The sequence below is a fragment of the Rubrivivax albus genome, from assembly GCF_004016515.1.
Taxonomy (GTDB): Bacteria; Pseudomonadota; Gammaproteobacteria; order Burkholderiales; family Burkholderiaceae_C; genus Rubrivivax; species Rubrivivax albus.
In genome coordinates, this window is the sequence record NZ_SACT01000001.1 from 790,516 (window position 1) to 814,364 (window position 23,849).

At 72.8% G+C, this 23,849-nt stretch carries 21 protein-coding genes; 6 read left to right on the forward strand and 15 right to left on the reverse strand.

Annotated elements, in window-relative coordinates:
* Nucleotides 1–35: 35 nt before the first annotated feature.
* The 4 genes from xth to ENE75_RS03685 form a co-directional block, all read right to left on the reverse strand.
* On the reverse strand, nt 36–818 hold the full coding sequence (xth, locus tag ENE75_RS03670) for an exodeoxyribonuclease III (protein ID WP_128195709.1): 783 nt from the start codon (nt 816–818) through the stop codon (nt 36–38).
* Entirely contained in the window at nt 815–1,249 is a 435-nt protein-coding gene (locus ENE75_RS03675) for an XAC2610-related protein (protein ID WP_158288852.1), read from the reverse strand. The genes xth and ENE75_RS03675 overlap by 4 nt, the downstream gene beginning before the upstream one ends.
* 180 nt (nt 1,250–1,429) lie before the next feature.
* Nucleotides 1,430–2,221 (reverse strand): glycoside hydrolase family 19 protein, encoded by a 792-nt coding sequence (locus ENE75_RS03680; protein WP_128195713.1) that lies wholly within the window; start codon nt 2,219–2,221, stop codon nt 1,430–1,432.
* A gap of 53 nt (nt 2,222–2,274) precedes the next feature.
* A complete protein-coding gene (locus tag ENE75_RS03685; protein WP_233258899.1) occupies nt 2,275–2,796 on the reverse strand; it encodes a dihydrofolate reductase in 522 nt (173 codons plus the stop codon).
* A gap of 73 nt (nt 2,797–2,869) precedes the next feature.
* On the opposite strand from ENE75_RS03685, the gene ENE75_RS03690 reads away from it, so the two are divergent.
* Nucleotides 2,870–3,442: a chalcone isomerase family protein gene (locus ENE75_RS03690; protein WP_158288853.1), complete on the forward strand. Its 573-nt coding sequence runs from the start codon at nt 2,870–2,872 to the stop codon at nt 3,440–3,442.
* A 12-nt stretch (nt 3,443–3,454) separates the two neighbouring features.
* On the opposite strand, the gene ENE75_RS03695 is transcribed toward ENE75_RS03690, so the two are convergent.
* Nucleotides 3,455–4,264, reverse strand: a complete 810-nt coding sequence (locus ENE75_RS03695; RefSeq protein WP_128195718.1) for a thymidylate synthase — start codon at nt 4,262–4,264, stop codon at nt 3,455–3,457.
* 45 nt (nt 4,265–4,309) lie between these two features.
* Nucleotides 4,310–5,263, reverse strand: a complete 954-nt coding sequence (locus tag ENE75_RS03700) for a PEP-CTERM sorting domain-containing protein (protein WP_158288854.1) — start codon at nt 5,261–5,263, stop codon at nt 4,310–4,312.
* A 146-nt stretch (nt 5,264–5,409) separates the two neighbouring features.
* Between ENE75_RS03700 and ENE75_RS03705 the strand changes: the two genes are divergently transcribed.
* Nucleotides 5,410–5,985 (forward strand): ECF-type sigma factor, encoded by a 576-nt coding sequence (locus ENE75_RS03705; protein ID WP_199232207.1) that lies wholly within the window; start codon nt 5,410–5,412, stop codon nt 5,983–5,985.
* Between the two features lie 38 nt (nt 5,986–6,023).
* Here ENE75_RS03705 and ENE75_RS03710 read toward each other — a convergent pair whose 3' ends face one another.
* The gene (locus ENE75_RS03710) at nt 6,024–6,962 is read right to left on the reverse strand and encodes a hypothetical protein (RefSeq protein WP_128195722.1); all 939 of its coding nucleotides are present in this window, start codon (nt 6,960–6,962) and stop codon (nt 6,024–6,026) included.
* 143 nt (nt 6,963–7,105) lie between these two features.
* A complete protein-coding gene (locus ENE75_RS03715) occupies nt 7,106–9,538 on the reverse strand; it encodes a serine/threonine-protein kinase (protein WP_128195724.1) in 2,433 nt (810 codons plus the stop codon).
* 107 nt (nt 9,539–9,645) lie between these two features.
* On the opposite strand from ENE75_RS03715, the gene ENE75_RS03720 reads away from it, so the two are divergent.
* The 3 genes from ENE75_RS03720 (at nt 9,646) to ENE75_RS03730 (ending at nt 14,697) form a co-directional block, all read left to right on the forward strand.
* The gene (locus ENE75_RS03720) at nt 9,646–11,139 is read left to right on the forward strand and encodes a phospholipase D family protein (RefSeq protein ID WP_310733617.1); all 1,494 of its coding nucleotides are present in this window, start codon (nt 9,646–9,648) and stop codon (nt 11,137–11,139) included.
* Between the two features lie 76 nt (nt 11,140–11,215).
* Nucleotides 11,216–13,213, forward strand: a complete 1,998-nt coding sequence (locus ENE75_RS03725; protein WP_128195728.1) for an amidohydrolase — start codon at nt 11,216–11,218, stop codon at nt 13,211–13,213.
* 80 nt (nt 13,214–13,293) lie between these two features.
* Nucleotides 13,294–14,697, forward strand: a complete 1,404-nt coding sequence (locus ENE75_RS03730; RefSeq protein ID WP_128195730.1) for an alginate export family protein — start codon at nt 13,294–13,296, stop codon at nt 14,695–14,697.
* Nucleotides 14,698–14,737: 40 nt separating this feature from the next.
* Here the strand turns inward: ENE75_RS03730 and ENE75_RS03735 are convergent, their stop codons facing one another.
* From ENE75_RS03735 to ENE75_RS03755, 5 genes are read right to left on the reverse strand one after another with little or no spacing between them, the layout of a single operon-like run.
* The gene (locus ENE75_RS03735) at nt 14,738–15,808 is read right to left on the reverse strand and encodes a phospholipase A (protein WP_128195732.1); all 1,071 of its coding nucleotides are present in this window, start codon (nt 15,806–15,808) and stop codon (nt 14,738–14,740) included.
* A complete protein-coding gene (locus tag ENE75_RS03740) occupies nt 15,798–17,597 on the reverse strand; it encodes an ABC transporter transmembrane domain-containing protein (protein WP_128195734.1) in 1,800 nt (599 codons plus the stop codon). Before ENE75_RS03740 ends, ENE75_RS03735 begins: the two co-directional genes overlap by 11 nt.
* Before the next feature lie 11 nt (nt 17,598–17,608).
* Nucleotides 17,609–17,812 carry a type II toxin-antitoxin system antitoxin gene (locus ENE75_RS03745; RefSeq protein ID WP_128195736.1) on the reverse strand — a complete coding sequence of 68 codons (204 nt, stop codon included), beginning with the start codon at nt 17,810–17,812 and terminating at the stop codon, nt 17,609–17,611.
* Between the two features lie 8 nt (nt 17,813–17,820).
* Nucleotides 17,821–18,309: a hypothetical protein gene (locus ENE75_RS03750; RefSeq protein ID WP_128195738.1), complete on the reverse strand. Its 489-nt coding sequence runs from the start codon at nt 18,307–18,309 to the stop codon at nt 17,821–17,823.
* Between the two features lie 9 nt (nt 18,310–18,318).
* Complete coding sequence (locus tag ENE75_RS03755) at nt 18,319–19,206, reverse strand: SPFH domain-containing protein (RefSeq protein ID WP_128195741.1); 888 nt, start codon at nt 19,204–19,206, stop codon at nt 18,319–18,321.
* 160 nt (nt 19,207–19,366) lie between these two features.
* On the opposite strand from ENE75_RS03755, the gene ENE75_RS03760 reads away from it, so the two are divergent.
* Nucleotides 19,367–20,245 (forward strand): GGDEF domain-containing protein, encoded by an 879-nt coding sequence (locus tag ENE75_RS03760; RefSeq protein WP_128195743.1) that lies wholly within the window; start codon nt 19,367–19,369, stop codon nt 20,243–20,245.
* A 10-nt stretch (nt 20,246–20,255) separates the two neighbouring features.
* Here ENE75_RS03760 and ENE75_RS03765 read toward each other — a convergent pair whose 3' ends face one another.
* Together ENE75_RS03765 and ENE75_RS03770 are read right to left on the reverse strand one after the other, a co-directional pair.
* On the reverse strand, nt 20,256–21,308 hold the full coding sequence (locus ENE75_RS03765) for a lipocalin-like domain-containing protein (protein WP_128195745.1): 1,053 nt from the start codon (nt 21,306–21,308) through the stop codon (nt 20,256–20,258).
* A gap of 19 nt (nt 21,309–21,327) precedes the next feature.
* Nucleotides 21,328–23,847 (reverse strand): FtsX-like permease family protein, encoded by a 2,520-nt coding sequence (locus ENE75_RS03770; protein ID WP_233258900.1) that lies wholly within the window; start codon nt 23,845–23,847, stop codon nt 21,328–21,330.
* Nucleotides 23,848–23,849 lie beyond the last annotated feature (2 nt).

Here is a 23,849-nt window from a genome sequence, read left to right on the forward strand (position 1 = left end):
GGGTCTGTCGCAGACCAGCCCCGGAACAGGCTTGATCAGCTCGCGGTCAGTTCGACGACCACGGGCGCGTGGTCGCTGGGCCGTTCGTTCTTGCGCGGCAGCTTGTCGATGCCACAGGCGGCCACGCGGGGTTTGAGCGCCGGGCTGACCAGGATGTGGTCGATGCGCAGACCCTGGTTCTTGCGGAAGGCCAGGTTGCGGTAGTCCCACCAGCTCCAGCTCTTGGGCGGTTGCTCGAAGAGGCGGAACGCGTCGGTCAGGCCCAGCGCCAGCAGGCGCTGGAACTGCGCGCGCTCCTCCGGCGTGCAGTGGATCTGCCCGGCCCAGGCCACGGGGTCGTAGACGTCCCGGTCCTCGGGGGCGACGTTGAAGTCGCCCATCAGCACCAGGTTCGGGTGCGCCGCCATCTCGGCGCGCACCCAGTCGTGCAGCGCATCCAGCCAGCGCATCTTGTAGACGAACTTGTCGCTGTCGGGTGCCTGGCCGTTCGGGAAATAGCCGCCGATGCAGCGGACCGGACCCAGCGGGCCGTCCACCGTGCCGGCGATCAGGCGCGCCTGCTCGTCGTCGAAACCGGGGATGTTGCGCACCACGTCCAGCGCCGGCGAGCGCGACAGCAGGGCCACGCCGTTGTAGGTCTTCTGCCCGTGCCACTGCGCCGCATAGCCGGCGGCGGCGAACTCGGCGTGCGGGAACTTGTCGTCGGTGAGCTTGGTTTCCTGCAGCACCAGCGCGTCGACCGGGTTGGCGGCCAGCCAGTCCAGCACCTGCGGCAGGCGCACGGCGAGCGAATTCACGTTCCAGGTGGCGAGTTTCATGGGCCGATTGTCGCCCGCTGCAGCGCGCCGTCCTGCCAGGCATACGCGTCGCGGCCGTGGCGCGCGGCGCCGTCGCGCCAGTCCACGATCACCACCCGGCGTTCGGCATCGAAACGCGTGGGCGACAGCGCATCCAGCGCTTCGCTGGCCACGAAACGCGCGCTGCCAGGGTCGTACAGCCAGTGCCGCCACGGCGTGTTCGGGCCGGCGGTGCGGAACTCGATCAGCCGCAGGTCCACATGACCGTCGAAGTTCATGTCCACGGCTTCCAGGCCGGGGGCATCGGGTGGCCAGGGGGTTTCGGTCTGCAGGCCGTCGATGACCTGCACCGGCTCGGACAACCCGGCGCGTCGCACGACGAGCCGCTGCACCTGCAGCACGTCGCCCGTGCGCTCGCCCTGTGCCGTGACGACGAAGCCCGCGGCAGCCACGCTGTCGGGGGGCAGCGCCGCGCGTGCGGTGTCAGCGGAAGAAGCGGTCGGTGCCGACGCGGACGTCGTCTCCGATGGAATGTCTGCCGGTGCGCTGTCGGGTACGCGGCGGTCGCACCCGCCGGCCAGCCCTGCGGTCAGTACCGCAGCCAGCATACCGGACAGCGAGCCCCATCGCATTCAGCGCAGACCCAGCACCGCCTTGGCGCGCGTCAGGTACTCGATGCGGTCGTCCAGCCCGTTGTAGCCGCCGTTGATGCGGCGGGTGACGGCCTTCACGTCGTCGGCGTCGGCCAGTGCATTGAGCTTGCGCGTGTGCCAGAACCAGCAGGCCACGTCGACGGCGGCGAAGGGGTCGCTGGCCAGCAACTGCGGTTTCGCGACGTAGTCGGTGCCGGCGGCCTTGCTGTACTCGGCGTAGTTGGCACGGCCGGTGAGCTGGATCAGCCCGCGGCCCTTGAAACGCCGGCCGTCGCCGGGCTGGGTGTTGCCCAGGTCGGTGCGGCCCTCGTAGGCGTCGCCGCTGGCCAGTTCCTCGGTGTAGCGGAACGACGCCGACTCGTGCGCCAGCTGCGCGATGAAGTGCGCCATGCGCAGGTCGGTGGTGATCTTGTAGCGCGTCATGCCGGCCACCAGCGGCTCGTAGTACAGCTTGACCTTGCTGGCCAGCGCACGCGGCATCACCAGCTGCAGCTTCTCCGGCGACGGCCCCTTGGGCAGGCCCTTGAGCAGCGCCTTGATGGTGGCGTCGCCGGGGGCGACCATCTGGTCGGAGCCCGGCAACCCCATCACCCGCGTCTCGAAGGCCTCGATGGCCTTGAGCGTCTTGCTGCCGATGCGGCCGTCGGTGTCCAGCTTCTTCGGCACCGGCGCGCTGAACTGCGGCAGGTTCATGTTGAACAGCAACTGCACGACCAGCACGTCGGTGAGGTCGTTGCGGCCGGCGATGCCAACACTGCGGGCGATGACCATGGTGTCTCCTCGTGGGGATGGTCGGCGCACGCTAGGCGCCGCCACGGCCCCTGTCAATCGACAGCCTGGGGACGACGGCGGTAGGTGACGAAGGCGAAGCGGGTGCCGTCGGCGGCCTGCTGAGGCAGGCGCTCGGCCTCGGCGAACAGGCCGCGGTCGACGGCCGGGAAGAAGGTGTCGCCGTCGAGGTCGGCGTCGATCTCGGTGAGCACCAGGGTGTCGGCCAGGGGCAGGACCAGCGCGTAGAGCTCGCCACCGCCGATGACGAACACGCGCGGCGCGTCGGCCAGGCGCGCCAGTGCGGCCTCGAGACTGGGGGCGGTCTCGGCGCCGGGCGCGTCGTAGTCCGGGTTGCGCGTCACCACCACATTGCGGCGCCCCGGCAGCGGCCGGAAACGTGCCGGCAGCGAATCCCAGGTGCGGCGGCCCATCACCACCGGGCAGCCCATCGTCGTCTGGCGGAAGTGACGCTGGTCGGCCGGGTCGGTCCACAGCAGGTCGTTGCCGCGGCCGATGGCGCCGTTGCGGGCCACGGCGGCGATCAGGCTCACGGGGGGCAGGGGCAGGCGGGACATGCGCGCATTGTGCGGCGCCACCGCGGCGCTACCATCTCGGCAGGAGGTGCCTCAGATGCACAGGAGACAAGTGATGGCGGCCGCTGCTGCCTTGGTCGTGAGCAGCCTGGCGGTGCCGGGTGCCGCCCTGGCGGTGGAGGTGGGTGGGGCCACCCTGCCCGACACCGCCACCGTGGGCGGGCAGGAATTGGTGCTCAACGGCGCCGGCGTGCGCACCCGGGTGTTCTTCAAGGTCTATGCGATGGGCTTGTACCTGCCGAAGAAGGTGGGCAGCACGGCCGAGGTGCTGGCCAGCCCCGGCGCCCGGCGGGTGACGCTGCACCTGCTGCGCAAGCTCACCGGCGAGGACTTCGCCAAGGCCTTCACCGAGGGTCTGAACAACAACACCGGCGAGGCCGAGCGCCAGCGCCTGCAGGCGCAGATCCAGGCCTTCGTGGGCACCTTCTCGCGCCAGGGCGACCTGAAGGAAGGCGAGGTCATCCACATGGACTGGGTGCCCGGCACCGGCCTGGTGGCCACGCGCGGCGGCCAGCCGGTGGGCACACCGATCAACGAGCCGGCCTTCTACAACGCCGTGCTGCGCATCTGGCTGGGCGACAAGCCGGCCGACGACGCGCTCAAGCCGCTGCTGCTGGGCAAATCCTGAGTCACGCCGCGATCACACCGCCACCGGCGCCTTGATCGCCGGGTGTGGATCGTAGCCGGTGATCTCGAAGTCCTCGAAGCGGTAGTCGAAGATCGACCCTGGCCGGCGCTTGATCAACAGGTCCGGAAACGGCCGCGGGTCGCGCGCCAGCTGCGTCTGCACCTGCTCGACGTGGTTGTCGTAGATGTGGCAGTCGCCGCCGGTCCAGATGAAGTCGCCCACGTCCAGGTCGCACTGCTGCGCCAGCATGTGCGTCAGCAGCGCGTAGCTGGCGATGTTGAAGGGCACGCCCAGGAAGATGTCGGCGCTGCGCTGGTAGAGCTGGCAGCTCAGCCGGCCTTCGGCCACGTAGAACTGGAAGAACGCGTGGCAGGGCATCAGCGCCATCTGCGACAGCTCGGCCACGTTCCAGGCGCTGACGATGATGCGCCGGCTGTCGGGGTTGGTCTTGAGCTGCTGCACCACCTGCGCGATCTGGTCGATGTGGCCACCGTCGGGCGTGGGCCAGTTGCGCCACTGCACGCCATAGACCGGGCCGAGGTCGCCGTCTTCCCGCGCCCATTCGTCCCAGATGCTCACGCCGTGCTCCTGCAGCCAGCGCACGTTGCTGTCGCCGCGCAGGAACCACAGCAGCTCGTAGGCGATGCTCTTGAAGTGCACCTTCTTGGTGGTGACCAGCGGGAAGCCCTCGCGCAGGTCGAAACGCATCTGGTGGCCGAACACGCTGCGCGTGCCGGTGCCGGTGCGGTCACCCTTGGCCACGCCGTGCTCGAACACGTGGCGCATGAAGTCTTCGTAGGTGGAGCGGGCGGGGCGGGACATGCCGTGATTGTCGCAGCCCCGCCCAGGGTGGCAGGCTGCCGGGGTTCAGCCGCGCCGGCGGCGGCGCCACAGCCCCAGGCCGGCCAGACCGGCGGCGAGCAGCGCGGTCGAGCCGGGCTCGGGCACCGCCGGCAGCTGGGTGTAGTCGGCCCCGCTGAGCGCACCGGCCACGCGCACGTTCGGGTCGCTGAAGCCGGCGATCCAGAAGTCCAGCTGGTTGCTCACCATCACGCCGGCCTGCGGCGCGCCGACCTGCGTGCCTTTGAACAGCGCATCGCTGGTGGCGCCGGTGTCGCTGATGCCCAGCGTCCAGCCCGGCCGCAGGCCCACCTGCACCGTCCCTTCGTACAGGAAGGTGTTGCCGCTGCTGGTGCTGATGTCCTGGCCGTTCAGCCGGATCGTGGGCGCTGTGTAGGCGGCACCTTTGAAGCCGCCTTCGTCCCACTGGTAGGTGTAGCTGACCTTGAACTGCGGCGTACCCACCGCGCCACTGTGGCCCGGCGCCAGCGCCGACAGGCCCAGGCGCAGCGACGAGTTCACCAGGAAAGCGCTCGGGTTGCCGTCTGCCGGCACCTCCACGTCGGACCAGAAGCGGTAGCCCACGGTCAGCACGGTGTAGTCGCTCAGGCCCTCGAAGCTGACCACGTCGTCGTACAGCAGCGAGCGGCCGGTGGCGTCGGCGTAGCCGGGGCTGGTGGACAGCGGCAGCTGTTCGCTGGCGAGCACGCCGCTGGTGAAGCTGCCGTGGTTGCGCGACGCGGCGAAGCGCGAGGTCGTGATCGACGCTGGCAGGGTCTCGGGATAGTAGTAGTACTTGATGTACTCCGAGCCGTTGGTCCAACTGCCGCTCGGGCCGCTGCTGGGCGGGAAATCGGCCACCCGCTCCTGGTGGGACTGGGGCTTGCGGTAGAAGCCACCCAGCGTGGTGCTGGGCGCGGCCTGGGCGGCAGCGCAGCCCAGCGCCAGCAAGGCGGCGGCCAGGCGAAAAGGTGTGGTCATCGAGGGACTCCTGAGGTCACGAGCGTGGGGGCACGCCGCCAGCGGGCGTGCCATGCCTTCCAAGACGCAGGCCGGCGGCCGATGCCCTCATCGATGGCGATGGCCCCCCTGGAATGCAGGGGGCGCGCCGTGATTAGCATCGCGCGGTGACCGACGACCTGGCCCCGGCCTCCGACCCCGACCGCAGCCCCCCCGACAACACGGACGGCGATGCCGCCCTGCGCCGCAGCGCCGCCGAACTGGTGCCGCTGCTGCACGCGCAGCTGCGCCGGCAGGCCCAGCGCGCGCGCCGCCTCGGGCCGGCTGGCGAAACGCTGCAGACCACGGCCCTGCTGCACGAGGCCTTCCTGCGCCTGGACCGCAGCGGCCCGTGGCAGGACGCACAGCACTTCCTGGGCGCCGCGGCGATGGCGATGCGCCAGATCCTGGTGGACGACTGGCGCCGCCGCCAGGCCCAGCGCCGCGGTGGTGGTGCGGCCGAGGTGCCACTGGACGACGGGATCGAGATCGCCGCGCCGGTGCCGGGTGCCGACGTGCTGGCGGTGGACGAAGCGCTGCGCGCGCTGGAGGCGCAGAGCCCGCGCCTGGCGCGGCTGGTGGAGTGCCGCTTCTTCGCCGGCTACAGCGAGGCCGAGACGGCGCAGGCGCTGGGCGTGTCGCCGGCCACCGTGCAGCGCGATTGGGCCAAGGCCCGGGCCTGGCTGCACCGGGCGCTGAGCTGAAGCGGCGTCCCTGCAGCCGTGGCCGGCGGCACTGCAGGTCAGCGCCCGCGCAGCTTGTCCAGGAAGCCACCGAGCAGCTTGTCCACCGCCTTGTCCGCGGCGTTGTCCACCTCACTGCGGGCGCGGTCCTTCACCCGCTGCTGCTGACGTTCCTGCTGCCGGCGTGCCTCGTCGCTGGCCATGTTGCCGCCGGTGGCCGGCGTGGCGGCTGCGCCAGCCAGTGCGCCCATGCCGGCCACGCCGGCCATGTCCGGCAGCTGCACCGGTTCGGCCGGCAACGCGAAGCGCTCGGCGGCCGGCGTGCCGCCCTCGACCACCGTCACCGTCATCTGGGCGCCCAGGCGCAGCAGGCCGCCGTGCTGGCGGGCCACGGCACGGCGCAGCGGTGACGGGTCCTCGTCGCCGTCGGCGGCGGGTGGTGTCCCGAGGGCCTGCTGCATCAGCTGCCCGTAGCGGCGCATCACGGCGGTCATCTCGCGCAGCGTCGGGTCGTCGCCGAGCACCATGTCCTGCGTGCGTTGGGCGCCGCCGTCGTCGGCGTAGCGCAGCGTGTAGACCGTGCCGTCCACGCCGGCCACGCGCTCGCGACGGCCGGTGGGTTCGAGCGCGATCACGTCGCGCACGTCGGCGGCATCGCCCGGGCTCTTCAGGGCCGGCACCATGCGGCCAGCCAGGCGCAACATGGCCCCGAGCTCCATCACCGTGACCTGGCCCTCGTGCCGGGTGACGGTGTAGAGCTTGCCGTCGCGCATCAGGTTGTAGCTTTCGGTGCCCGCGGGCAGGCCCGCGGCGTCGATCGCGATGCGGGCATGGTCCAGGTCACGCCACTCGATGGTGACCTCGGCGCGGCCGCCCTGCGGCCCGGTGTCCTGCACCGCATAGCGCACCAGGCCGGCGGCGGTGGCCGCGCCGGCACACAGCAGGGTTGAGGACAGCAGGCCCAGGCGGGCGAGCAGGGAAAGGCGGTGTCTGGGCATGGTATCTCGTACGGTCCGGTGTGACGGGCGCGCACCGTTGCGCGCCCGATGACCTCGAAACGCAATCCGTTTCCCGGGCCCCTCAGTGCTCCCGCAACCGAGGGGGTGGACGGCTCACCCTGCGGGCCCGTGACCCGCCAGCCTCACCGTGCCGGCCAGCCGCCGCGCAGGGCCTTCAGCTGGGCCAGGTGGCCCGCGCCCGCCGCCCCCAGCGCCTGCAGCCGGGCCTGCGCGGCGTCGGCGCGCGCATGGGCCTCGGGCCACCGGCCGGCCAGGGCGTGCCAGCGCGCCCAGGCCAGGTCCGGCATGGCCTGCGCCAGCGGTGGGGCGCCCGCAGCGCGCGTCTCGATGTCCGCCAGCACCTGCAGACCCTCGCCTTCGCGCCCCAGCGCCGCCAGGGCCTCGGCGAGCCCCTGCAGGGCTGCCATCGCGTGCGGGCTCGCGGGCCCGGCGAAGCGGGTGGCCTGGGCCACGGCCTCGGCCAGCAGCGGCTCGGCGCCGGCTGCGTCGCCCCGCCGCAGGCGCAGCTTGCCCAGGTTGTTCAGCAGCGCCGCCTGCTCGGCCGATGGCGGCAAGTGCGCGCGATGCAGGTCCACGGCCCGCTGCCACAACCGTTCGGCCTCGGCCGTCTGGCCGGCCTGCATCTCCAGCACGGCCCAGTTGTTCAGCAGCCCCAGCGCGTCCGGGCCGTCGGTGTCGCCCAGCTGCTCCCACAGCGCCCAGGCGGCCTGGTAGCCGCTGCGCGCACCGTCGCGGTCACCGGTCTGGTGGCGCGTGAAGGCCAGGTTGTTCATCGTCACGGCCACTTCCACGTGCGCCGGGCCCAGGGCCTCGCGCTGTGTGGCCAGGGCCTGCTCCAGCAGCGCGATGGCGCCGGCAGCGTCGCCGGCATGGCGGGCCAACTGGGCCTGCAGGTGCCGGCTCTCGGCCAGGCGCAGGCGCCAGCGCGACGGGTCGGTGGCCCAGAAGGCCTGGGCGCGCGCCAGCGGCGCACCGGCCTCGTCGGCGCGGCCCATGCGCCACAGGCATTGCGCCCATTCGGCCTCGGCCTGGGCTTGCTGCTCGGGCGCGATCGCCGCCGTGTCGGCCAGCAGGCGCTCGTACAGCGCGGCCGCGCCCACGTAGTCGTTGAGCTGGTAGTACAGCTGCGCCATCGCCAGCAGGGTGTCGCGGCCCTGTGGGTCGTCAGCCAAGGTGGCCGACAGGCGCTCGGCGTTGCGCGCCAGCACGGCGCTGGGTGGCTGGCGTTCGCCGGGCGGCTGCGCCTGCACGTCGCGCAGCAGCGTGATGACGAGGTCGCGCACGCCGCGGCTGATGCGCGCCTCGGCCTGGGCCACGTCGCGTTCCTGCGCTGCCCGGTGCGCCATCCAGGCGGTGGCACCCAGGCCGCCGGCCAGGCTTAGCACCACAGCGGCACTGGCCCCGGCCACCATACGGTGGCGGCGCAGCAGGCGGCCCAGCACGTAGGGCGCCGCGTCGCCGCGGGCACGTACCGGCAGGCCCCGGGCATGGCGGTCCAGGTCCTCGGCCAGCGCGGCGGCATCGGCATAGCGCTGGCCGGGTTCGCGTGCCAAGCAACGGGCAACGATGGCGTCCAGGTCGCCGCGCAGGGCCTGGCGCACGGCCGGTGGCTGGCCGTGGCTGGGCGGTAGCGGCGACTGGTCGAGCTGCTGCAGCCGCTGCAGCGCGCGCTGCATGCCCGGCCCGGCCAGGGTCCAGGGCAGGCGGCCGGCCAGCAGCCGGTAGGCCAGCACGCCGAGCGCGAACACGTCGGCCGGTGGGCCGGCCACGCCGCCGGTCAGCTGTTCCGGCGCGCACCAGTCGGGCGTGAGCCGCAGCGACAGCGTCTGCGTGACCTCGCCATCGATGCTGCCGGTGTCACGGCGGGCGAGGCCGAAGTCCAGCAGGTGCGGCGCGCCATCGGCGTCCACCAGCACGTTGGCGGGTTTCAGGTCGCGGTGCACCACGCCGCCGGCATGGGCGGTGGCCACCACACCCACCACGCGCCGCAGCAGCACCATCCGGCCCGGCAAGTCCAGCGCATCACCGGCGGCATCCAGCGGCTGGCCATCGATCAGTTCGGTCACCGCCCAGGGGTGGCCGTCATGGCTGCCGGCGTCGAGCAGTCGCACGATGCCCGGCACCTGCAGGCGCGCCAGTGTGTGGCGCTCGGCGGCGAAGCGACGGCGCTCGTCGGCGTCGTCGGCGGTGTGCAGCAGCTTCAGTGCGGCCTGCTGCTGGTAGCTGCCGTCGGCGCGCTCGACGCGGTAGACCTCACCCGAGCCACCACGGCCGATCAGGCCGACCACACGCCAGGCCCCAACGCGGGTGCCGCTGGCCAGGGCCGCGGGCGCGGCGGGCGCCGCATCGACATCTGCCGCGGCATAGAGCCCCCTGCTGCCGGCCTCGGCCTGCAGCAGTGCGACCAGCTCGTCGTGCAGGGCGGGTGGCAGGGCCTGGGCCTTCAGCCAGGTCAGGCGCTCCTTGTCCGGCACCGCCAGGGCGCGGTCGAGCCAGGGCTCGACCTGAGGCCAGGTGGGACGGTCGGTTTCAGCGAGAGACGGGTTGTCGGGCACAAGGCATTATGGAGAGCATGATCAGGTCTCCTTCCATGGCGCCACGGTCTTCGTGGGGCCGCCGGCCGGGCCGGGTGGTGTGCGGCTGGCGCGGGTTCTTGCTGCCGGTGCTGGTGTGGCTGACCCTGCTGGCGGGCTGCTCCGGGCTGCCACCGATGCCCGAGCGCACAACCAGCGCGCGCCTCTCCCCCAGCAGCGTCACGGCGATCGGACGCGCCGTGCAGGCCGACAACCCGGGCGATGGGCGCAGCGGGCTGCGGGCGTTGTCCGACCCCCTGGACGCCTTCGTCGCCCGCATGCTGCTCGTGCGTTCGGCCGAGGCGTCGCTGGACATCCAGTACTACATCTGGCGGCCCGACACGACCGGCCTGATGCTGCTCGACGCCCTGCGCCAGGCGGCCGACCGCGGCGTGCGGGTGCGCCTGTTGCTGGACGACAACGGCATCGCGGGCCTGGACGGGCGGCTGGCCGCTCTGGACGCCCACGACCGCGTGGAAGTGCGCCTGTTCAATCCATACCCGTTCCGCACCGCGAAGGCGCTGGGCTACGTCACGGACTTCGCGCGGCTGAACCGGCGCATGCACAACAAGGCGCTGGTGGCCGACACGCAGGCGGCCATCGTCGGTGGCCGCAACATCGGCGACGCCTACTTCGGCGCCGACCCGGCGCTGGACTTCGCCGACCTGGACGTGCTGGCCGCGGGCCCGATCGCCGACGACGTAGCGGCGGCCTTCGACGACTACTGGAACAGCGCACTGGCCTACCCGCTGGCGGCGCTGGTGGATGCGGAGCCAGGCGCCGCCCCGTCGTCGAACGATGACAACGCCGCACCGGACGTGAACGGCGACCGCTATCGCCGCGCCCTGCGCGATGCCCCCCTGGCGCGGGACCTTGCCGCCGGCCGCCTGGCGCTGGAATGGGTGCCGATGCGCCTGGTGGTCGACCCGCCGGACAAGGCCGCAGCCCCACCCGAGCGGTGGATGGCGGCGGACCTCACCGAAGCCCTGGGCCCGGTCCGCGAGCAGGTGGATCTGATCTCGCCGTACTTCGTGCCCGGGGCCGGCGGCACGGCTTGGCTGGCCCGCCACCCGGCCGCCGGCGTGCAGGTGCGTGTGGTCACGAACTCCTTGGCGGCCACCGACGTGGCGGCCGTGCACGCCGGTTATGCCCGCCGCCGGGTCGACCTGCTGCGTGCCGGGGTCCGGCTGTACGAGCTCAAGCCTGAGCCCGGGCGCCGGACGGGCGGCGTGTGGCCGGTGGGCGGCAGCAGCACCGCCAGCCTGCACGGCAAGACCTTCGCCATCGACCGCCAACGGGTCTTCGTCGGCTCCTTCAACATCGACCCGCGTTCGCTGCGGCTGAACACCGAGATGGGCCTCGTGATCGACAGCCCGGCGATGGCCGAGGCGATGCTGAAGGGCCTCGACGCGAAACTGCCCCTCAGCACCTACGCCCTGCGGCTCACCGGAGACGGCGATATCGAATGGGTGGAGCAGACCCCGGCCGGCGAGGTGGTGCATGACGCGGAGCCGCGCGCCAGCGTGTGGCGCCGCCTGCTCGTGACCCTGCTGTCGTGGCTGCCGATCGAGGGACTGTTGTGAGGCTTGGCCTCGGTCCGTCAAGGTGGACAAATCCATGTCAACGTCACTCGTGTTGAAGCGCCTTACATTGACAACCATGCCCAACTTGCACACCGGTCGCTCCGGCGACACCTGGCGGCGGTGGCGCCGCGCTTGCGCCTGGAGCCTTGCCGGGGCGTTGGCGGCCCTGTCCGCGGTGGCCGCGCCCGTCGATGTGGCCGACCGCATCTACGTCGGCGGCCCCATCCTGACGATGGAGGACGCCCAGCCGCGTGCGGAGGCACTGGCCACGCGCAATGGCCGCATCCTGGCCGTGGGTTCGCGTGCCGACGTGATGCGCCATGCCGGCGCCAGCACGAAGATGGTGGACCTGGCCGGGCGCACGCTGCTGCCGGGCTTCGTCGACAGCCACGGACACGTGGTCGGCGGCGGCCTGCAGGCCTCGTCGGCCAACCTGCTGGCGCCGCCGGACGGCGACGTGACCGACATCCCGTCGCTGCAGCGCGTGCTGCGCCAGTGGCAGGCGGAGAATGCCGAGGCCGTCAAGCAGCTGGGCATGATCATCGGCTTCGGCTACGACCCGGCTACGATGGCCGAACGCCGGCATCCCACGGCGGCGGAGCTCGATGCGGTTTCCTCCGAACTGCCGGTGTACCTGATGCACCAGTCCGGGCACTTCGGGGCGGCCAACTCGCTGGCCCTGAAGCGCGCCGGCTTCACGGCGCAGACGCCCGACCCGGCCGGCGGCATCATCCGCCGCCTGCCGGACGGCAGCCCCAACGGCGTGCTGGAGGAGACGGCGCACTTCCGCGCCCTGGGCGCGCTGATGGGCAGCCTGGGCAACGCCGGCTTCGAGGCCTTCGCCCGCGCCGGCGCGCGCATGTGGACCCGCTACGGCTACACCACCGCCCAGGAAGGGCGCGCGGACACCAACAGCGTGGGCGTGCTGCGCCGGGTGGCGACCCAGGGCGGCTTCGACATCGACATCGTCGCCTACCCGGACGTGCTGCTGGACCGCGACTTCATCGCTGCCAACGTCTCCGACCAGTACGTGAACGGCGTGCGCGTCGGCGGCGCCAAGCTGACCATCGACGGCAGCCCGCAGGGCTTCACCGCCTGGCGCGACCGCCCGTACTACAACCCCGTGGGCGGCGACTATGCGCCAGGCTACGCCGGCTACCCGGCGGCCAGCGAGGCGCAGGTCAACGACGCCATCGCCTGGGCCTTCAAGAACCGCATCCAGATCCTCACCCACGCCAACGGTGAGCGCGCGTCCGACGTGCTGCTCAGCGCCATCCAGGCTGCACAGAAGCAGCACGGCCCCGGCCGCCGCCCGGTGCTCATCCACGGGCAGTTCATGCGCGAGGACCAGGTCGACACGATGAAGGCGCTGGGCGTCTTCCCGTCGCTGTTCCCGATGCACACCTTCTACTGGGGCGACTGGCACCGCGACCACACCGTGGGCCCGGTGGTGGCCGACGACATGTCGCCCACCGGCTGGGTGATGCAGCGCGGCATGATGTTCGGCACCCACCACGATGCGCCGGTGGCCTTCCCGGACTCCATCCGGGTGCTCGACGCCACCGTCACGCGCCGTTCGCGCTCGGGCGACATCCTGGGCCCGAAGCACCGCGTGCCGGTGGAGGTGGCGCTGAAGGCGATGACGATCTGGCCGGCCTGGCAGCATTTCGAGGAGGACCGGAAGGGCTCGCTCGCGCCCGGCAAGCTGGCCGACCTGGTGGTGCTTTCCGACGACCCCACGGCCATCGACCCCGAGCAGCTGGACACGCTGCGCGTGGAGCAGACGATCAAGGCCGACAAGGTGGTCTACCAGGCGCCGCCCGCCTCGGCCCGCAAGGCGCAGGGCGCCGTGTCCTCACCGGCCCTGGGCAGCGACGGCGGTCAGGCCTTTGCGCAGGCGCTGCAGCAGGTGGCCACGTATTCGGAGCTCCTGGGCCTGCCGGCGGCGGAGGTCCAGCGCCGTGCCGCGTGGCTGAAGGTGACCGGGCCGCAGCACACCGGTGCCTGCCTGTCGGGCTACCTGATGCGCACGATGACTCCGCGGCCCACCCCGGTGGCCAGCGGCGCGGAGTGACGCGGTCGAGTTCCCGGGCAGAAGGGCGGTCGGCGATGTCGAGAGTTCATGGGCGCCTTGCCCTGGTGGCGGCGACGCTGATGGCGGTCGCCCCGGTCGTTGCGCAGGCGGCCGAGCCCGCCAGCGACCCCACGGTGTTCCACCGCAGCGAGGCCTTGACCTTGCGCTGGCATCTGCAGGCCGGCATCAACGCGGTGGCCGAGCAGAACCTGTTCTGGCGGCTGGCTGACACCACCGCGCCGGGCAGCGGCTTCGATGCCGACACCGAGTGGCTGGAGTTCTACGCCAAGCCCGGGGTCAGTGGCGAGGCGATGCTGGGGGGCGGCAGGACGCTGTACGGCCGCCTGTCCGCCGTTGGTTCCTACACCGCCGGCACCGACGCCTTCGACCGCGGCGACACCGGTGCGGCCACGCTGGAGGAGGCGCACCTCGGCCTGCGTGGCACCACGGCCGGTGGCATCGGCTACGACCTCGCGATCGGCCCGCAGGAGCTGAAGCTGGGCACCGGCATGCTGGTGGCCAGCGGCGCGTCCAGCGGATTCGAACGTGGTGCCCTGAAGTTCGGCCCGCGCAAGGCGTGGTCGCGTGCGGCGGTGGCGCGACTGTCGCAAGGCGGCTTCACCGGCACGGCGTTCTACCTCGGCCCCAACGAACTGCCGTCTTCGGATGGTGGCAACCGCCTGGCCGGCGTGGACCTGCGGCGCGATGACGGCGAGGGCGGCCACCTGGGCGCCACGCTGCTGCGCGTGCAGCGCTCCGGGTCGCCCTACGTGCAGGCTGCACCCGGCGGCGCGGGTGCACCCACCATCCTGCCGGGCGCGCGCGCCGGCACACGCACGCTGGACCTCTACGCCCGCACCTCGCCGTCGACCGGCCTGCTGGCCGGCTGGACGCTGGCCGCCGAACTGGCGCTGCAGCGCAATGGCGCCATCGACCTGAAGGCCTGGGCCGGCCGCCTGCAGGTCAGCCGGGCGCTTGCCGGCGTGCGGTGGGCGCCGACACTGAGCTACAGCTACCAGACCTTCTCCGGCGACGACCCGGCGACCGCTGCGCTGGAGCGCTTCGACCCGCTGTACTACGAAGGCAGCCCCAGTGCGTGGTCCACCGGCTCCAAGTCGTCGATGGCCTTCATCAACAGCAACGTGCAGGCCCATGCGCTGGCGCTGCGCGTGCAGCCCACGCCACGCGACACGCTGACGCTGCGCTACGCCCACGTGCGCGCCAACGAACTGCGCAGCCCCATCCAGTTCGGCCAGGCCACGCGGCTGGACACGTCAGGTTCGGACGCCAACCTCGTGGCCGGCGTCACGCGGCCCCACCTGTCGGACGACGTGTTCCTCGAGTACAGCCGGGTCGTCAACCGCCACACCTACCTGTCGGCCGGCGTGGCGGTCGCCATGGCCGGGGCCGGCATCCGCGACGCGGCCGGTGGCCGGGCCCCGGACTGGCGCGGAGCCTTCGTCAACGTCGTGATCAACCACTGACCACGCGCTCCCGGCGTGAGGCCCGCAGCACGGCGGGTGCCTAGAGGTGGTCGGCCAGCGAGATGCCGAATCCCAGGGTGTGCTGGCGGCGGTTGTAGTCCACCAGGCTCTCGCCGTAGCCGCCGAACCACTGCACGATGCCGCGCACGCGGCGGGTGAGCGGGAAGGTCCAGTGCACCTGCGCGGCGCCGCGCCCGGTGGCCAGGTTCAGCCGGCTGCTCAGCGAGAACTGGTGCCGGCCCGGCGCCCAGACGACGGTCAGGTCACCGTGGCCCAGGTAGTCGACGATGTCCGGGTTGTCATCCTCGGCCCTGGCCTCGCGCACGCGCAGCCATGGCCGCAGGATGACCGCCACGTCGCCCCGTTCCACGCCGAGCTGCGCCACGATGCGGTTCCAGCTGCGCGACAGCGGCTCCGCCCGGCCGTTGGACTGGTGGTTGATGCCCAGCGCGGCCAAGCGCCAGCGCCAGCCCCACAGGTCCAGGTCCGGGTGCAGCGCCACCATCAGTTCCGGCTCGTAGTTGGTCTCGCGGAACGGCCGCGAGATGCCCGCGTTGAAGACCTGCCAGTGGCTCTGCTGCGTGTAGGCGCCCCAGATCGACAGCGGCATGTCGAGCTCGCGCCCGAAGTCGGCCAGCTTGAACTTGAAGCTCAGCTGGAACTTGGCCTCGGTGTCCTGGATGTTCAGCGGGGCGTCCAGCGGCGGCTTGGAGGGCGTGCCGGGCTCGCGGTTGGGGGCGTCGCTGACGCGCCCCAGCAGCATGTAGCTGGGGCGGTGCGCGCGCAGGTCGAACCGGCTGTCTTCCGGCGGCGCGCCCAGGCCCCAGCGGTCGCCGATCAGCGAGCGCTGCCGCGGGTCCGGCTCCGGGCTGTCCAGCAGCAGGGCGCGGGCCTCCGGCGTCGTCTGGGCCGCCGGCAGGCGGCTTTCCACCGCGGCGTCGTAGCAGGCCACGCGCAGCGTCGGGTCGGTGATGGTCTTGCAGCGCAGGATCGCGTCGGTGTCCAGCGCCAGGGCCGTGGCCGGCGCCAGGCACGACAGGGCCAGCAGCCTGCGCAGCCGCGCCCCGCGGCCGCGCGCCGTTGTGGGCCCGGCCGGGCGCTCAGTCGCCATCGTCGGTCTGCCCGAACTGCATCGCCGCGAGCTTGGCGTACAGCCCGCCGCGGGCCACCAGCTCGTCGTGGCGGCCGATGTCGACGATTCGCCCGCCCTCCAGCACCACGATGCGGTCGGCCTTCAGCACCGTGGCCAGCCGATGGGCGATGACGATGGTCGTGCGGTCCTGCATCGCCGCTTCCAGCGCCGCCTGCACCATGCGCTCGCTCTCGGCGTCCAGCGCGCTGGTGGCCTCGTCCAGCAGCAGCAGCGGCGGGTTCTTGAGCAGCGCGCGCGCGATGCTGATGCGCTGGCGCTGGCCACCGGACAGGCGCACGCCGCGCTCGCCGAGGAAGCTGGCGTAGCCCTCGGGCAGGGCGAGGATGAAGTCGTGCGCGAAGGCTGCCTTGGCCGCGGCGATGACCTCGTCGTCGCTGGCCCCGGGCCGGCCGTATCGGATGTTCTCCAGCGCGCTGGTGGAGAAGATGGTGCTGTCCTGCGGCACGATGCCCACGCGCCCGCGCAGGTCCCCCAGCGCCAGCCGGTCCACCGGCACGCCGTCGAGCAGGATGCGGCCGGCGGCCACGTCGTAGTAGCGCAGCAGCAGCTGCAGCACCGTGCTCTTGCCGGCGCCGCTGGGACCGACCAGCGCCACCGTCTCGCCGGGCCGCACGTCCAGCGTGAAGCCGTCGAGCGCCGCCTGCTTCGGGCGCGAGGGGTAGTGGAAACGCACGTCCTCGAAGCGCACCGCTGAGCCGCCGTGCGCAGGTGGCAGTGGCAGCGGCGTCGCCGGCTCGCCCACCGGGCTCTGCGTGGCCAGCAGCTCCATCAGCCGCTCGGTGGCGCCGGCGGCGCGCAGCAGTTCGCCATAGACCTCCGACAGCACGGCCACCGAGCTGACGAAGATGATGACGAAGAAGACCGTCTGCCCCAGATGGCCGGCGGAGATGTCGCCACGCAGCACCGCCTGCGTCCCCTGGTACAGGCCCCAGATCAGCGCGCCGAAGGTGGCCGTGATGATGAAGGCCACCAGCAGCGAACGCACCCGTGTGCGCTTGCGCGCGGTGTCGAAGGCGCTTTCGGTGGACGTGTCGAAGCGCGCCGCCTCGCGCGCCTGCTGGTGGTAGCTCTGCACCACGGGGATGGCGTTGAGCACCTCGGCGGCGATGGCGCTGGAGTCGGCCACGCGGTCCTGGCTGGCACGGCTGAGCTTGCGCACGCGGCGGCCGAAGTACAGGCTGGGCAGCACCACCAGCACCAGAATGCCCAGCACCTGCGTCATCACCACCGGGTTGGTGACGATCAGTGCCACCAGCGCGCCGATGCCCATCACCGTGTTGCGTAGCCCCATGCTCAGCGACGAGCCGACCACGCTCTGCACCAGCGTGGTGTCGGTGGTCAGGCGGCTGAGCACCTCGCCGGTGGCCGTGGTCTCGAAGAACTCGGGGCTCTGCTGCACCACGTGACGGTAGACGGCGTTGCGCAGGTCGGCGGTGATGCGCTCGCCGATCCAGGTGACCATGTAGAAGCGCAGCGCCGAGAAGATGCCCAGCGCGGCGCCGACGGCGAACAGCAGGCCGAAGTGCTCGCGCATGGCCACCAGCCGCTCGCCAGGCGCGGCGGCCACCAGGCCGTCGTCGACCAGGCTCTTGAGCGCCACCGGGAAGGCCAGCGTGCTCAGCGCGGCCATCACGAGGAAGAACAGGGCCAGCCCGATGCGGCCGCGGTAGGGCCGCAGGAAGGGCAGCAGGCCCGACAGCGAGCGCGGCGTCTTGGCCGCGGGCCGGGCGGTGTCGGAGGTGGACATGGGCCGCGAGTCTATCGGCCGGGCGTGTCCTCGCCGTTCTCCGCGGCCTCTACCGCAGTCGGGACGCCCCGCCCGCGCCGCTGCAAGGCCTCACGCAGCATCATCTCCACCTGCGCGTTGGCGCTGCGCAGTTCCTGCGCCGCCAGCCGCTCGATCTCGGCCCACACGCGCGGGTCGATGCGCAGCGCGAAGTGCTTCTTGCCCGGGCTGGCCATGCGTGATGTCAGCGCCGGCGCGGCGCCTTCTTCGGCGTCGCCCTGGCACCCTCGGGCAGCCGGGCCTCGACGAAGGCGCGCAGCCGCTCGGGCTCCGGGCTGCCCAGGAACATGCTGCGGCCGTCCTTCAGCGTGAACTTCACGCCCGGGCTGGCCACGGCGGCCGTGTATTCGCGGTCCTGGCGCGTGCCCTTGATGCCGGCGCCTGCTGCGGCCCCGCGGGCGACCTCGCAGCCCGTGATGTCCGCCAGCGGCAGCTCCCAGCGCGGGATGCCCAGCCAGCCGAAGTGCCAGAGCAGGCGGTCGCCGCGGATCTGCACCACGAGGCGGCCCAGCACGCTGAGCGTGAAGGCCGTGGTCGACAGCACGATGCCGATGCCCAGGCGCGCGTTCGGGTCGCCGGTGAACCAGAGCACGGCGGCCACCGCCAGCGACGTCAGCGGCATCACGGTCCACAGCGCGGCGAAACGCTGCTCGGAGCGGTAGGTCGTGTCCATCGCCCGCGGTCAGCCGTACAGCGTGCCGGTGTTGATGACCGGCTGCGCCTCGTTGTCGGAGCACAGCACCACCAGCAGGTTGCTGACCATGCTGGCACGGCGCTCGTCGTCGAGCTGGATCAGGTCCTTCTCGGCCAGGCCCTTGAGTGCCGCCTCGACCATGCCCACCGCGCCTTGCACGATCTTGTGCCGCGCGCTGACGATGGCCTCGGCCTGCTGGCGGCGCAGCATCACCTGCGCGATCTCCGGCGCATAGGCCAGGTGGCTGAGCTTGGCGTCCAGCACCTCGACGCCGGCTTCCTCGAAGCGGTCCTGCAGTTCGGCACGCAGCGCGGCGGCCACGCTGTCCATGCCGCCGCGCAGCGTGTGTTCGCCAGGGTCCAGATCCTCGCCGTCGTCGTAGGCGTACATCGACGCCAGGTGGCGCACGGCGGCCTCGGCCTGCACCTTCACGTAGGTCTCGAAGTCGTCGACGTCGAACACCGCCTGCGCCGTGTGGCGCACGCGCCAGACCACCACGGCGCCGATCTCCACCGGGTTGCCGCGCTTGTCGTTGACCTTCAGCGTCGGCCCGTTGAGGTTGCGCGCGCGCAGCGAGAGCTTGCGCTTCTTCGCCAGCGGGTTGGCCCAGCGCAGGCCCTCGCCGCGGTCGGTGCCGGTGTACTGGCCGAACAGCGTGAGGATGGCCGCCTCGTTGGGCTGCAGCATGTACAGGCCCACGAGCAGGAACACGCCGGTGGCCGACGCCAGCACCAGCGGCACCAGCAGCCAGGGTGTGCGCGCGACGCCGGTGACGGCCAGCACGGGCAGCAGCGCTATCAGGCCGATGCCGACGGCGGCCATGGCATACCCGTTGGTGGCCCGCGCGGTGTGCTCGGGCGTGCGTTGGGTGGACATCGTGAGCTCCAGGGTTGGCATTAAAGTGATATCACTCTAATTGCATTGCGGACGGTTCGTCAAGCGGAGCACCCCGTGAACCGGTGAAACTGCCCGCCCTTGCCGAGGGCATCTGTGGTCGAATGCTCGAGGAGCGGCATGCCCCTGCCGACAATCCCACATGAGCGTTTCCCCCCTTCAGGATTCCAACCCTGTATCGGCGGCCGCAGCGTCGCCCTGGCCGCGTGCCCTGACCGCCGGCGCCGCTGCCGCGCTGCTGACCGGCAGCGTGCCGCTGCTCTGGCCGCAGACCCCCTGGCCGGCGTCGCTGGCCACGGCGGCCGTGGCCGCGCTGGTGGCGGGTGCCACCGCCTGGCGCCGGCCCCCGGCCGCCCAGCCGGACGTCACGCCCGTGCCGGCGACCTACACCGTGCCCACCGGCGACGCCATCCTGCGCGACCCCGAGACCGGCATGTTCCACCGCCCGGCCTTCCTGGCCCTGGCCGAACGCGACTGGCTGCGCGCCGGCCGCTACGGCGGCGCGGTGGCGCTGCTGCTGGTGGAGGTGGACCGCCTGCGCCCGATGACCGAGCAGATGGGGGCCCGTGTGGCCGATGCCCTGCTGGCCGGCCTGGGCCGCCAGGTGATGGCGTCGCTGCGTGCGGCCGACCTGCTGTCGCGTTTCGACGATGCGCAACTGGCCGTCTTCCTGCCGCAGGCCGACGCCACCGGTGCGCTCGACGTGGCCGACCGCATCCGCGAGATGGTCGAACGTCTGCGCCTGCCCGGTCTGCCGGATGGCGCCACCTTCACCGCCAGCGTGGGCGTGGCCGTGCTGCGGCCGTTGCACCAGCCGTTGAACGCGCTGGTGGAGATGGCGCAGCAGGCGCTGCAGACCTCGCGCGAGGCAGGCGGCAACTGCGTGCGCGCCGCCAACGCCGACGAGCCCTGGCGGCCGGCGCGGGGATCCGGCGCTGGTGCGGCGGATGCGTCGGGCTCGCGTGAGCAGCCCGACAAGCCGGAACGGCCCGAGAAGCCCGGTCGCACCGGCGACCTCTGAACCCAGGCGGCTACAGCCGCAAGCGACCGGCATAGCCGGTCATCTCCAGGTAACCCAGGCCGATGCGCCGGTCCTGGGCATCGCGCAGTTCCGACAGGCCTTCCCAGTAGACCGTGCCGGTGCTGGCGCGGGCGTCGAGTTCCTGCGCGTCCAGCAGGGCGTGCAGTGTGTGTCGCCCCGCGGGCGTGTCCAGCGTCCACTGCACGGGGTAGCGGCCGCCGGTGCGGCCGCTGGTCCAGAGGCGGCCGGGGCGCAGCGTCACCTCCTGCGGCGCGAAGGCGCGCACTGCACCACCGGCCGGCCGCCAGCTGCCGCCGGCCCACAGCGTGCTGCCGTCGGCGCGGCGCAGGCGGAACACCGTCAGCGCGCTGCCGTCGGCCAGGTTGATGCCGGCCCAGTCCCAGCCCACGGCCTCGGGGTGCAGGATCTCGTCGCTCCATTCCTGGTCCAGCCAGGCGCCACCGCCACCGTCGCGCGCCACGGCCAGCTGCGGCTCGCTCACGTAGTGGCTGGCCTGTGCCAGCGCCGGCCCCTTGCGCGACCAGCCGGCCTCGCCCTGCAGCAGCAGCGGCTGCGTGCGGCGCAGCGTCAGTGCGAGCAGCAGGTCCTGCGAGCGGTCCTCCAGCCGGGCCACCCAAGTCTGGCCTTCGCGGGCCAGCCGCCAGTCGCCGATGTGCACGCGCGCGTCGTCCAGCGCCGCGGCGGCCACCGGCGCGGCCGGGTCGCCGTTCCAGCGCGCGATGCGCTCGGCGTGGCGGTGCGTGCCGGCGCGCAGGTCGGTCAGCGCCGCATGCGCGAACAGCAACTGGCGCGGCGCGAAGGCGCTGCGGCTGTCCGCCGCCAGGCCGGTGCGGCTGCGGAAGAAGGTGACCTGGAAACCATGCGTCGGCGCGGCCATCGGCCCCCACCAGCCGGTGACGTACCACCACTCGATGCGCGCCGCCAGGTGCGCGCCATGGTCGAGGGGGAACTGCAGCACGCGATCACGAGAAACCACCGGCAGCGCGGCGTCGTTGGCGTTCGCGCGTCGTCCCGCGGCCAGGGCCGCGAGCGTCGCGATCATCATCGGCCGGCGCCTCACCTCACCAATCCTCCTTCACCGACATCACCGCGGCGCGGCCGGCGGCGCGCCGTGCCGTGATTGCCGCGGTGGCGGTGCCGGCGGCCAGCACCGCCAGCGCCAGTGCCGCCAGCCGCGGCCAGGGCAGCACCAGGTCCATGGTCCAGTGGAAGCTCTGCGGGTTGACCACGTGCACGAGCACCGCGCTCACGGCCACGCCGAGTGCCACGCCGATCAGCGCGCCGGCGGTCAGCCACGCGGCCGCTTCGCCAGCCACCAGCGCCACGGTCTGCCGCCGCGTCAGCCCCAGGTGGCTCAGCAGGCCGAACTCCTTGCGCCGCGCCGCCACCTGGGCCGACAGGCTGGCCGCCACGCCCACCAGCCCCACCGCGATCGCCACCATCTGCAGCCAGCGCGTGACGGCGAAGCTGCGGTCGAAGATGCGCAGCGAGATGGCGCGGATCTCACCCGCTTCGGCGAACTCCAGCATCGATGGATCGGCCATGCGTGCCGACAGGGCCTCGCGCACCGCGGCCGGCGCCGCGTCGGGCGCCAGCCACAGGGCCAGGTCGTTGAGCCGGGTGTCGCCGGTCAGGCGCCGGTAGTCGGCCAGTTCGATCACCACGCTGCCGAACTGGCGCGCGTAGTCACGCCAGACGCCGCGCACCACGCAGTCCAGCGTGGCGCCCTCCAGCGGCAGGCTCAGCGTGCTGCCGGGCTCGGCGCCGTAGAGCGAGACCATGGCCTCGCTGACGTAGCAGGCCGGGCGTGCGTCGCCGGCCGCTGCGGCCAGCGGCGTGCCGACCAGCGGCAGCGTCTGCGCCGGGTTGCCCACCTCGCGGGCAATCAGCGCCACCGCTGGCCGGTCGGCGGCCAGCGACAGCAGGCGCAGCCGGTTGCCCTGCACGCGTTCCACGCCGGGCAACGCGGCCGCTTCGGCGATGAAGGCCTCGGGCAGCCAGGCCTGGTCGGCCGCGTTGCCGCGGGTGGCGGTGCGCGCGTACAGGTCGGCCGGCAGCAGCGTGTCCAGCCACTGGGTGACGCCCGCGCGGAAACTGCCCACCATCACCGTCAGCGCCACCGACAGCGCCAGCGCCGCCACCACGCCGGCCACCGCGGCGGTGGCGGTGTGGCGCTGGAACACCGCGCGCTGCAGCGCCAGCCGCGGCAGCGCCGCCTGCGGCAGCGGCCACCGGGCCAGCACCGCCTGCACCACCCAGGGCACGGCGGCCACGCCCCCGAACAGCAGGCAGGCCACGGACGCATAAGCGGCCAACGGCAGGCCGGCGATCGGTGGTGCGAAGGCCAGTGCCGCGCCGATGGCCAGCAACCCCACCGCCGGCAGCGGCGAGGCCGACGGTGCCTCCAGGCTGGACAGGCCCTTCAGCGCACGCGCCGGCTGCAGCCGCTCGGCGGCACGCGCCGGCACCCAGCCGCCCAGCAGCGCCGCCATGGTGCCGAGCACGAAGAGCAGCGCCAGCGCTGCCGGTTCCAGCCGCAGCGGCGGCGTCACGCCGGGGAAGTAGCCACCGCCCAGGTCGCCGGCCAGCCAGCGCAGCGCCGCCGCGGCCAGGGCGATGCCCGCCATGACGCCGACGAGGCTGCCGAGCATGCCCATGCCCAGGCATTCCAGCATTACGACCCGGCGTCGCTCCCGCGCCGTCAACCCCAGCACGCCCAGCAGCGCGAAGCCCGGCAGCCGCTGCGCCACCGACAGCGCGACCACCGAATAGACCAGGAAGCCGCCGACGAACAGCGCCACCAGTGCCAGCACGGTGAGGTTCACCCGATAGGCGCGCGAGAGCTGCGAGACCCGCTGAGCCGCATCGTCGGGCCGCTCGGCGCGCCAGACCGCGGGCAGCGGGGGCGGCGCGGCGCCCGGTTCCAGCCGCAGGTCCACGCGGGTCAGGCGGCCTGCGAAGCCGAAGCGGTCCTGCGCCGCGGAGAGGTCCATCACCGCCAGCGGCCCGCCGCCGGCGCTCACCCAGCCGGCCACGCGCAGCGTCTGCCATCGGCCACCGGACTGCAGCGCCAGCATGTCGCCGTCGGCCACGGCCAGGCGGCTGCGCGCGGCGGCGTTGAGGAACACGCGCGACGGGTCGATGAAGGCCAGCCGGTCCTCGCCTTCGGCCGGGCGCGGCACGAGGTCGGGCGCCAGGCTGGCCAGCGTGAGCGCATCCACGCCGAGCACCTGCAGCGGCGTGCGCGTGCCGTCGGCCAGGCGCGCATAGGTCTCGAAGGCGATCACCGGGCTGGCCTGGCGCACGCCGGGGGCGGCCAGCAGCCGGGCGTAGGCGGCGTCCGGCAGCGCGCCGCCGCCGGCGTCGGTGATGGTGAGGTCGGGCTCGCCATTGGTGGCGCGCAGCGCGGCGGAGAACTCCGACAGCGCCGAGGCATTGATCAGGTGCACCGATGCCGCCAGCGCCACGCCCAATGCCACCGCCAGCAGCGCTGCGGCGTGTCGCCACGGGTGGTGGCGCCACTCGCGCCACGCCAGCGCGGCGAAGTCCGCCAGGCGGGGGGCGGCCGGGGGAGCGGTCACGC

What these genes read in the sequence shown, in the direction of transcription:
- ENE75_RS03730 (WP_128195730.1), top strand. Translation starts at nt 13,294, where the DNA reads ATGGCGGTCGCCCCGGTCGTTGCGCAGGCGGCCGAGCCCGCCAGCGAC.
- xth (WP_128195709.1), bottom strand. Translation starts at nt 818, where the DNA reads ATGAAACTCGCCACCTGGAACGTGAATTCGCTCGCCGTGCGCCTGCCG.
- ENE75_RS03755 (WP_128195741.1), bottom strand. Translation starts at nt 19,206, where the DNA reads ATGTCCACCCAACGCACGCCCGAGCACACCGCGCGGGCCACCAACGGG.
- ENE75_RS03750 (WP_128195738.1), bottom strand. Translation starts at nt 18,309, where the DNA reads ATGGACACGACCTACCGCTCCGAGCAGCGTTTCGCCGCGCTGTGGACC.
- ENE75_RS03690 (WP_158288853.1), top strand. Translation starts at nt 2,870, where the DNA reads ATGGCGGCCGCTGCTGCCTTGGTCGTGAGCAGCCTGGCGGTGCCGGGT.
- ENE75_RS03765 (WP_128195745.1), bottom strand. Translation starts at nt 21,308, where the DNA reads ATGATCGCGACGCTCGCGGCCCTGGCCGCGGGACGACGCGCGAACGCC.
- ENE75_RS03745 (WP_128195736.1), bottom strand. Translation starts at nt 17,812, where the DNA reads ATGGCCAGCCCGGGCAAGAAGCACTTCGCGCTGCGCATCGACCCGCGC.
- ENE75_RS03710 (WP_128195722.1), bottom strand. Translation starts at nt 6,962, where the DNA reads ATGCCCAGACACCGCCTTTCCCTGCTCGCCCGCCTGGGCCTGCTGTCC.
- ENE75_RS03685 (WP_233258899.1), bottom strand. Translation starts at nt 2,796, where the DNA reads ATGTCCCGCCTGCCCCTGCCCCCCGTGAGCCTGATCGCCGCCGTGGCC.
- ENE75_RS03695 (WP_128195718.1), bottom strand. Translation starts at nt 4,264, where the DNA reads ATGTCCCGCCCCGCCCGCTCCACCTACGAAGACTTCATGCGCCACGTG.
- ENE75_RS03760 (WP_128195743.1), top strand. Translation starts at nt 19,367, where the DNA reads ATGAGCGTTTCCCCCCTTCAGGATTCCAACCCTGTATCGGCGGCCGCA.
- ENE75_RS03735 (WP_128195732.1), bottom strand. Translation starts at nt 15,808, where the DNA reads ATGGCGACTGAGCGCCCGGCCGGGCCCACAACGGCGCGCGGCCGCGGG.
- ENE75_RS03680 (WP_128195713.1), bottom strand. Translation starts at nt 2,221, where the DNA reads ATGGTCATCGCCCGCAGTGTTGGCATCGCCGGCCGCAACGACCTCACC.
- ENE75_RS03700 (WP_158288854.1), bottom strand. Translation starts at nt 5,263, where the DNA reads ATGACCACACCTTTTCGCCTGGCCGCCGCCTTGCTGGCGCTGGGCTGC.
- ENE75_RS03740 (WP_128195734.1), bottom strand. Translation starts at nt 17,597, where the DNA reads ATGTCCACCTCCGACACCGCCCGGCCCGCGGCCAAGACGCCGCGCTCG.
- ENE75_RS03725 (WP_128195728.1), top strand. Translation starts at nt 11,216, where the DNA reads ATGCCCAACTTGCACACCGGTCGCTCCGGCGACACCTGGCGGCGGTGG.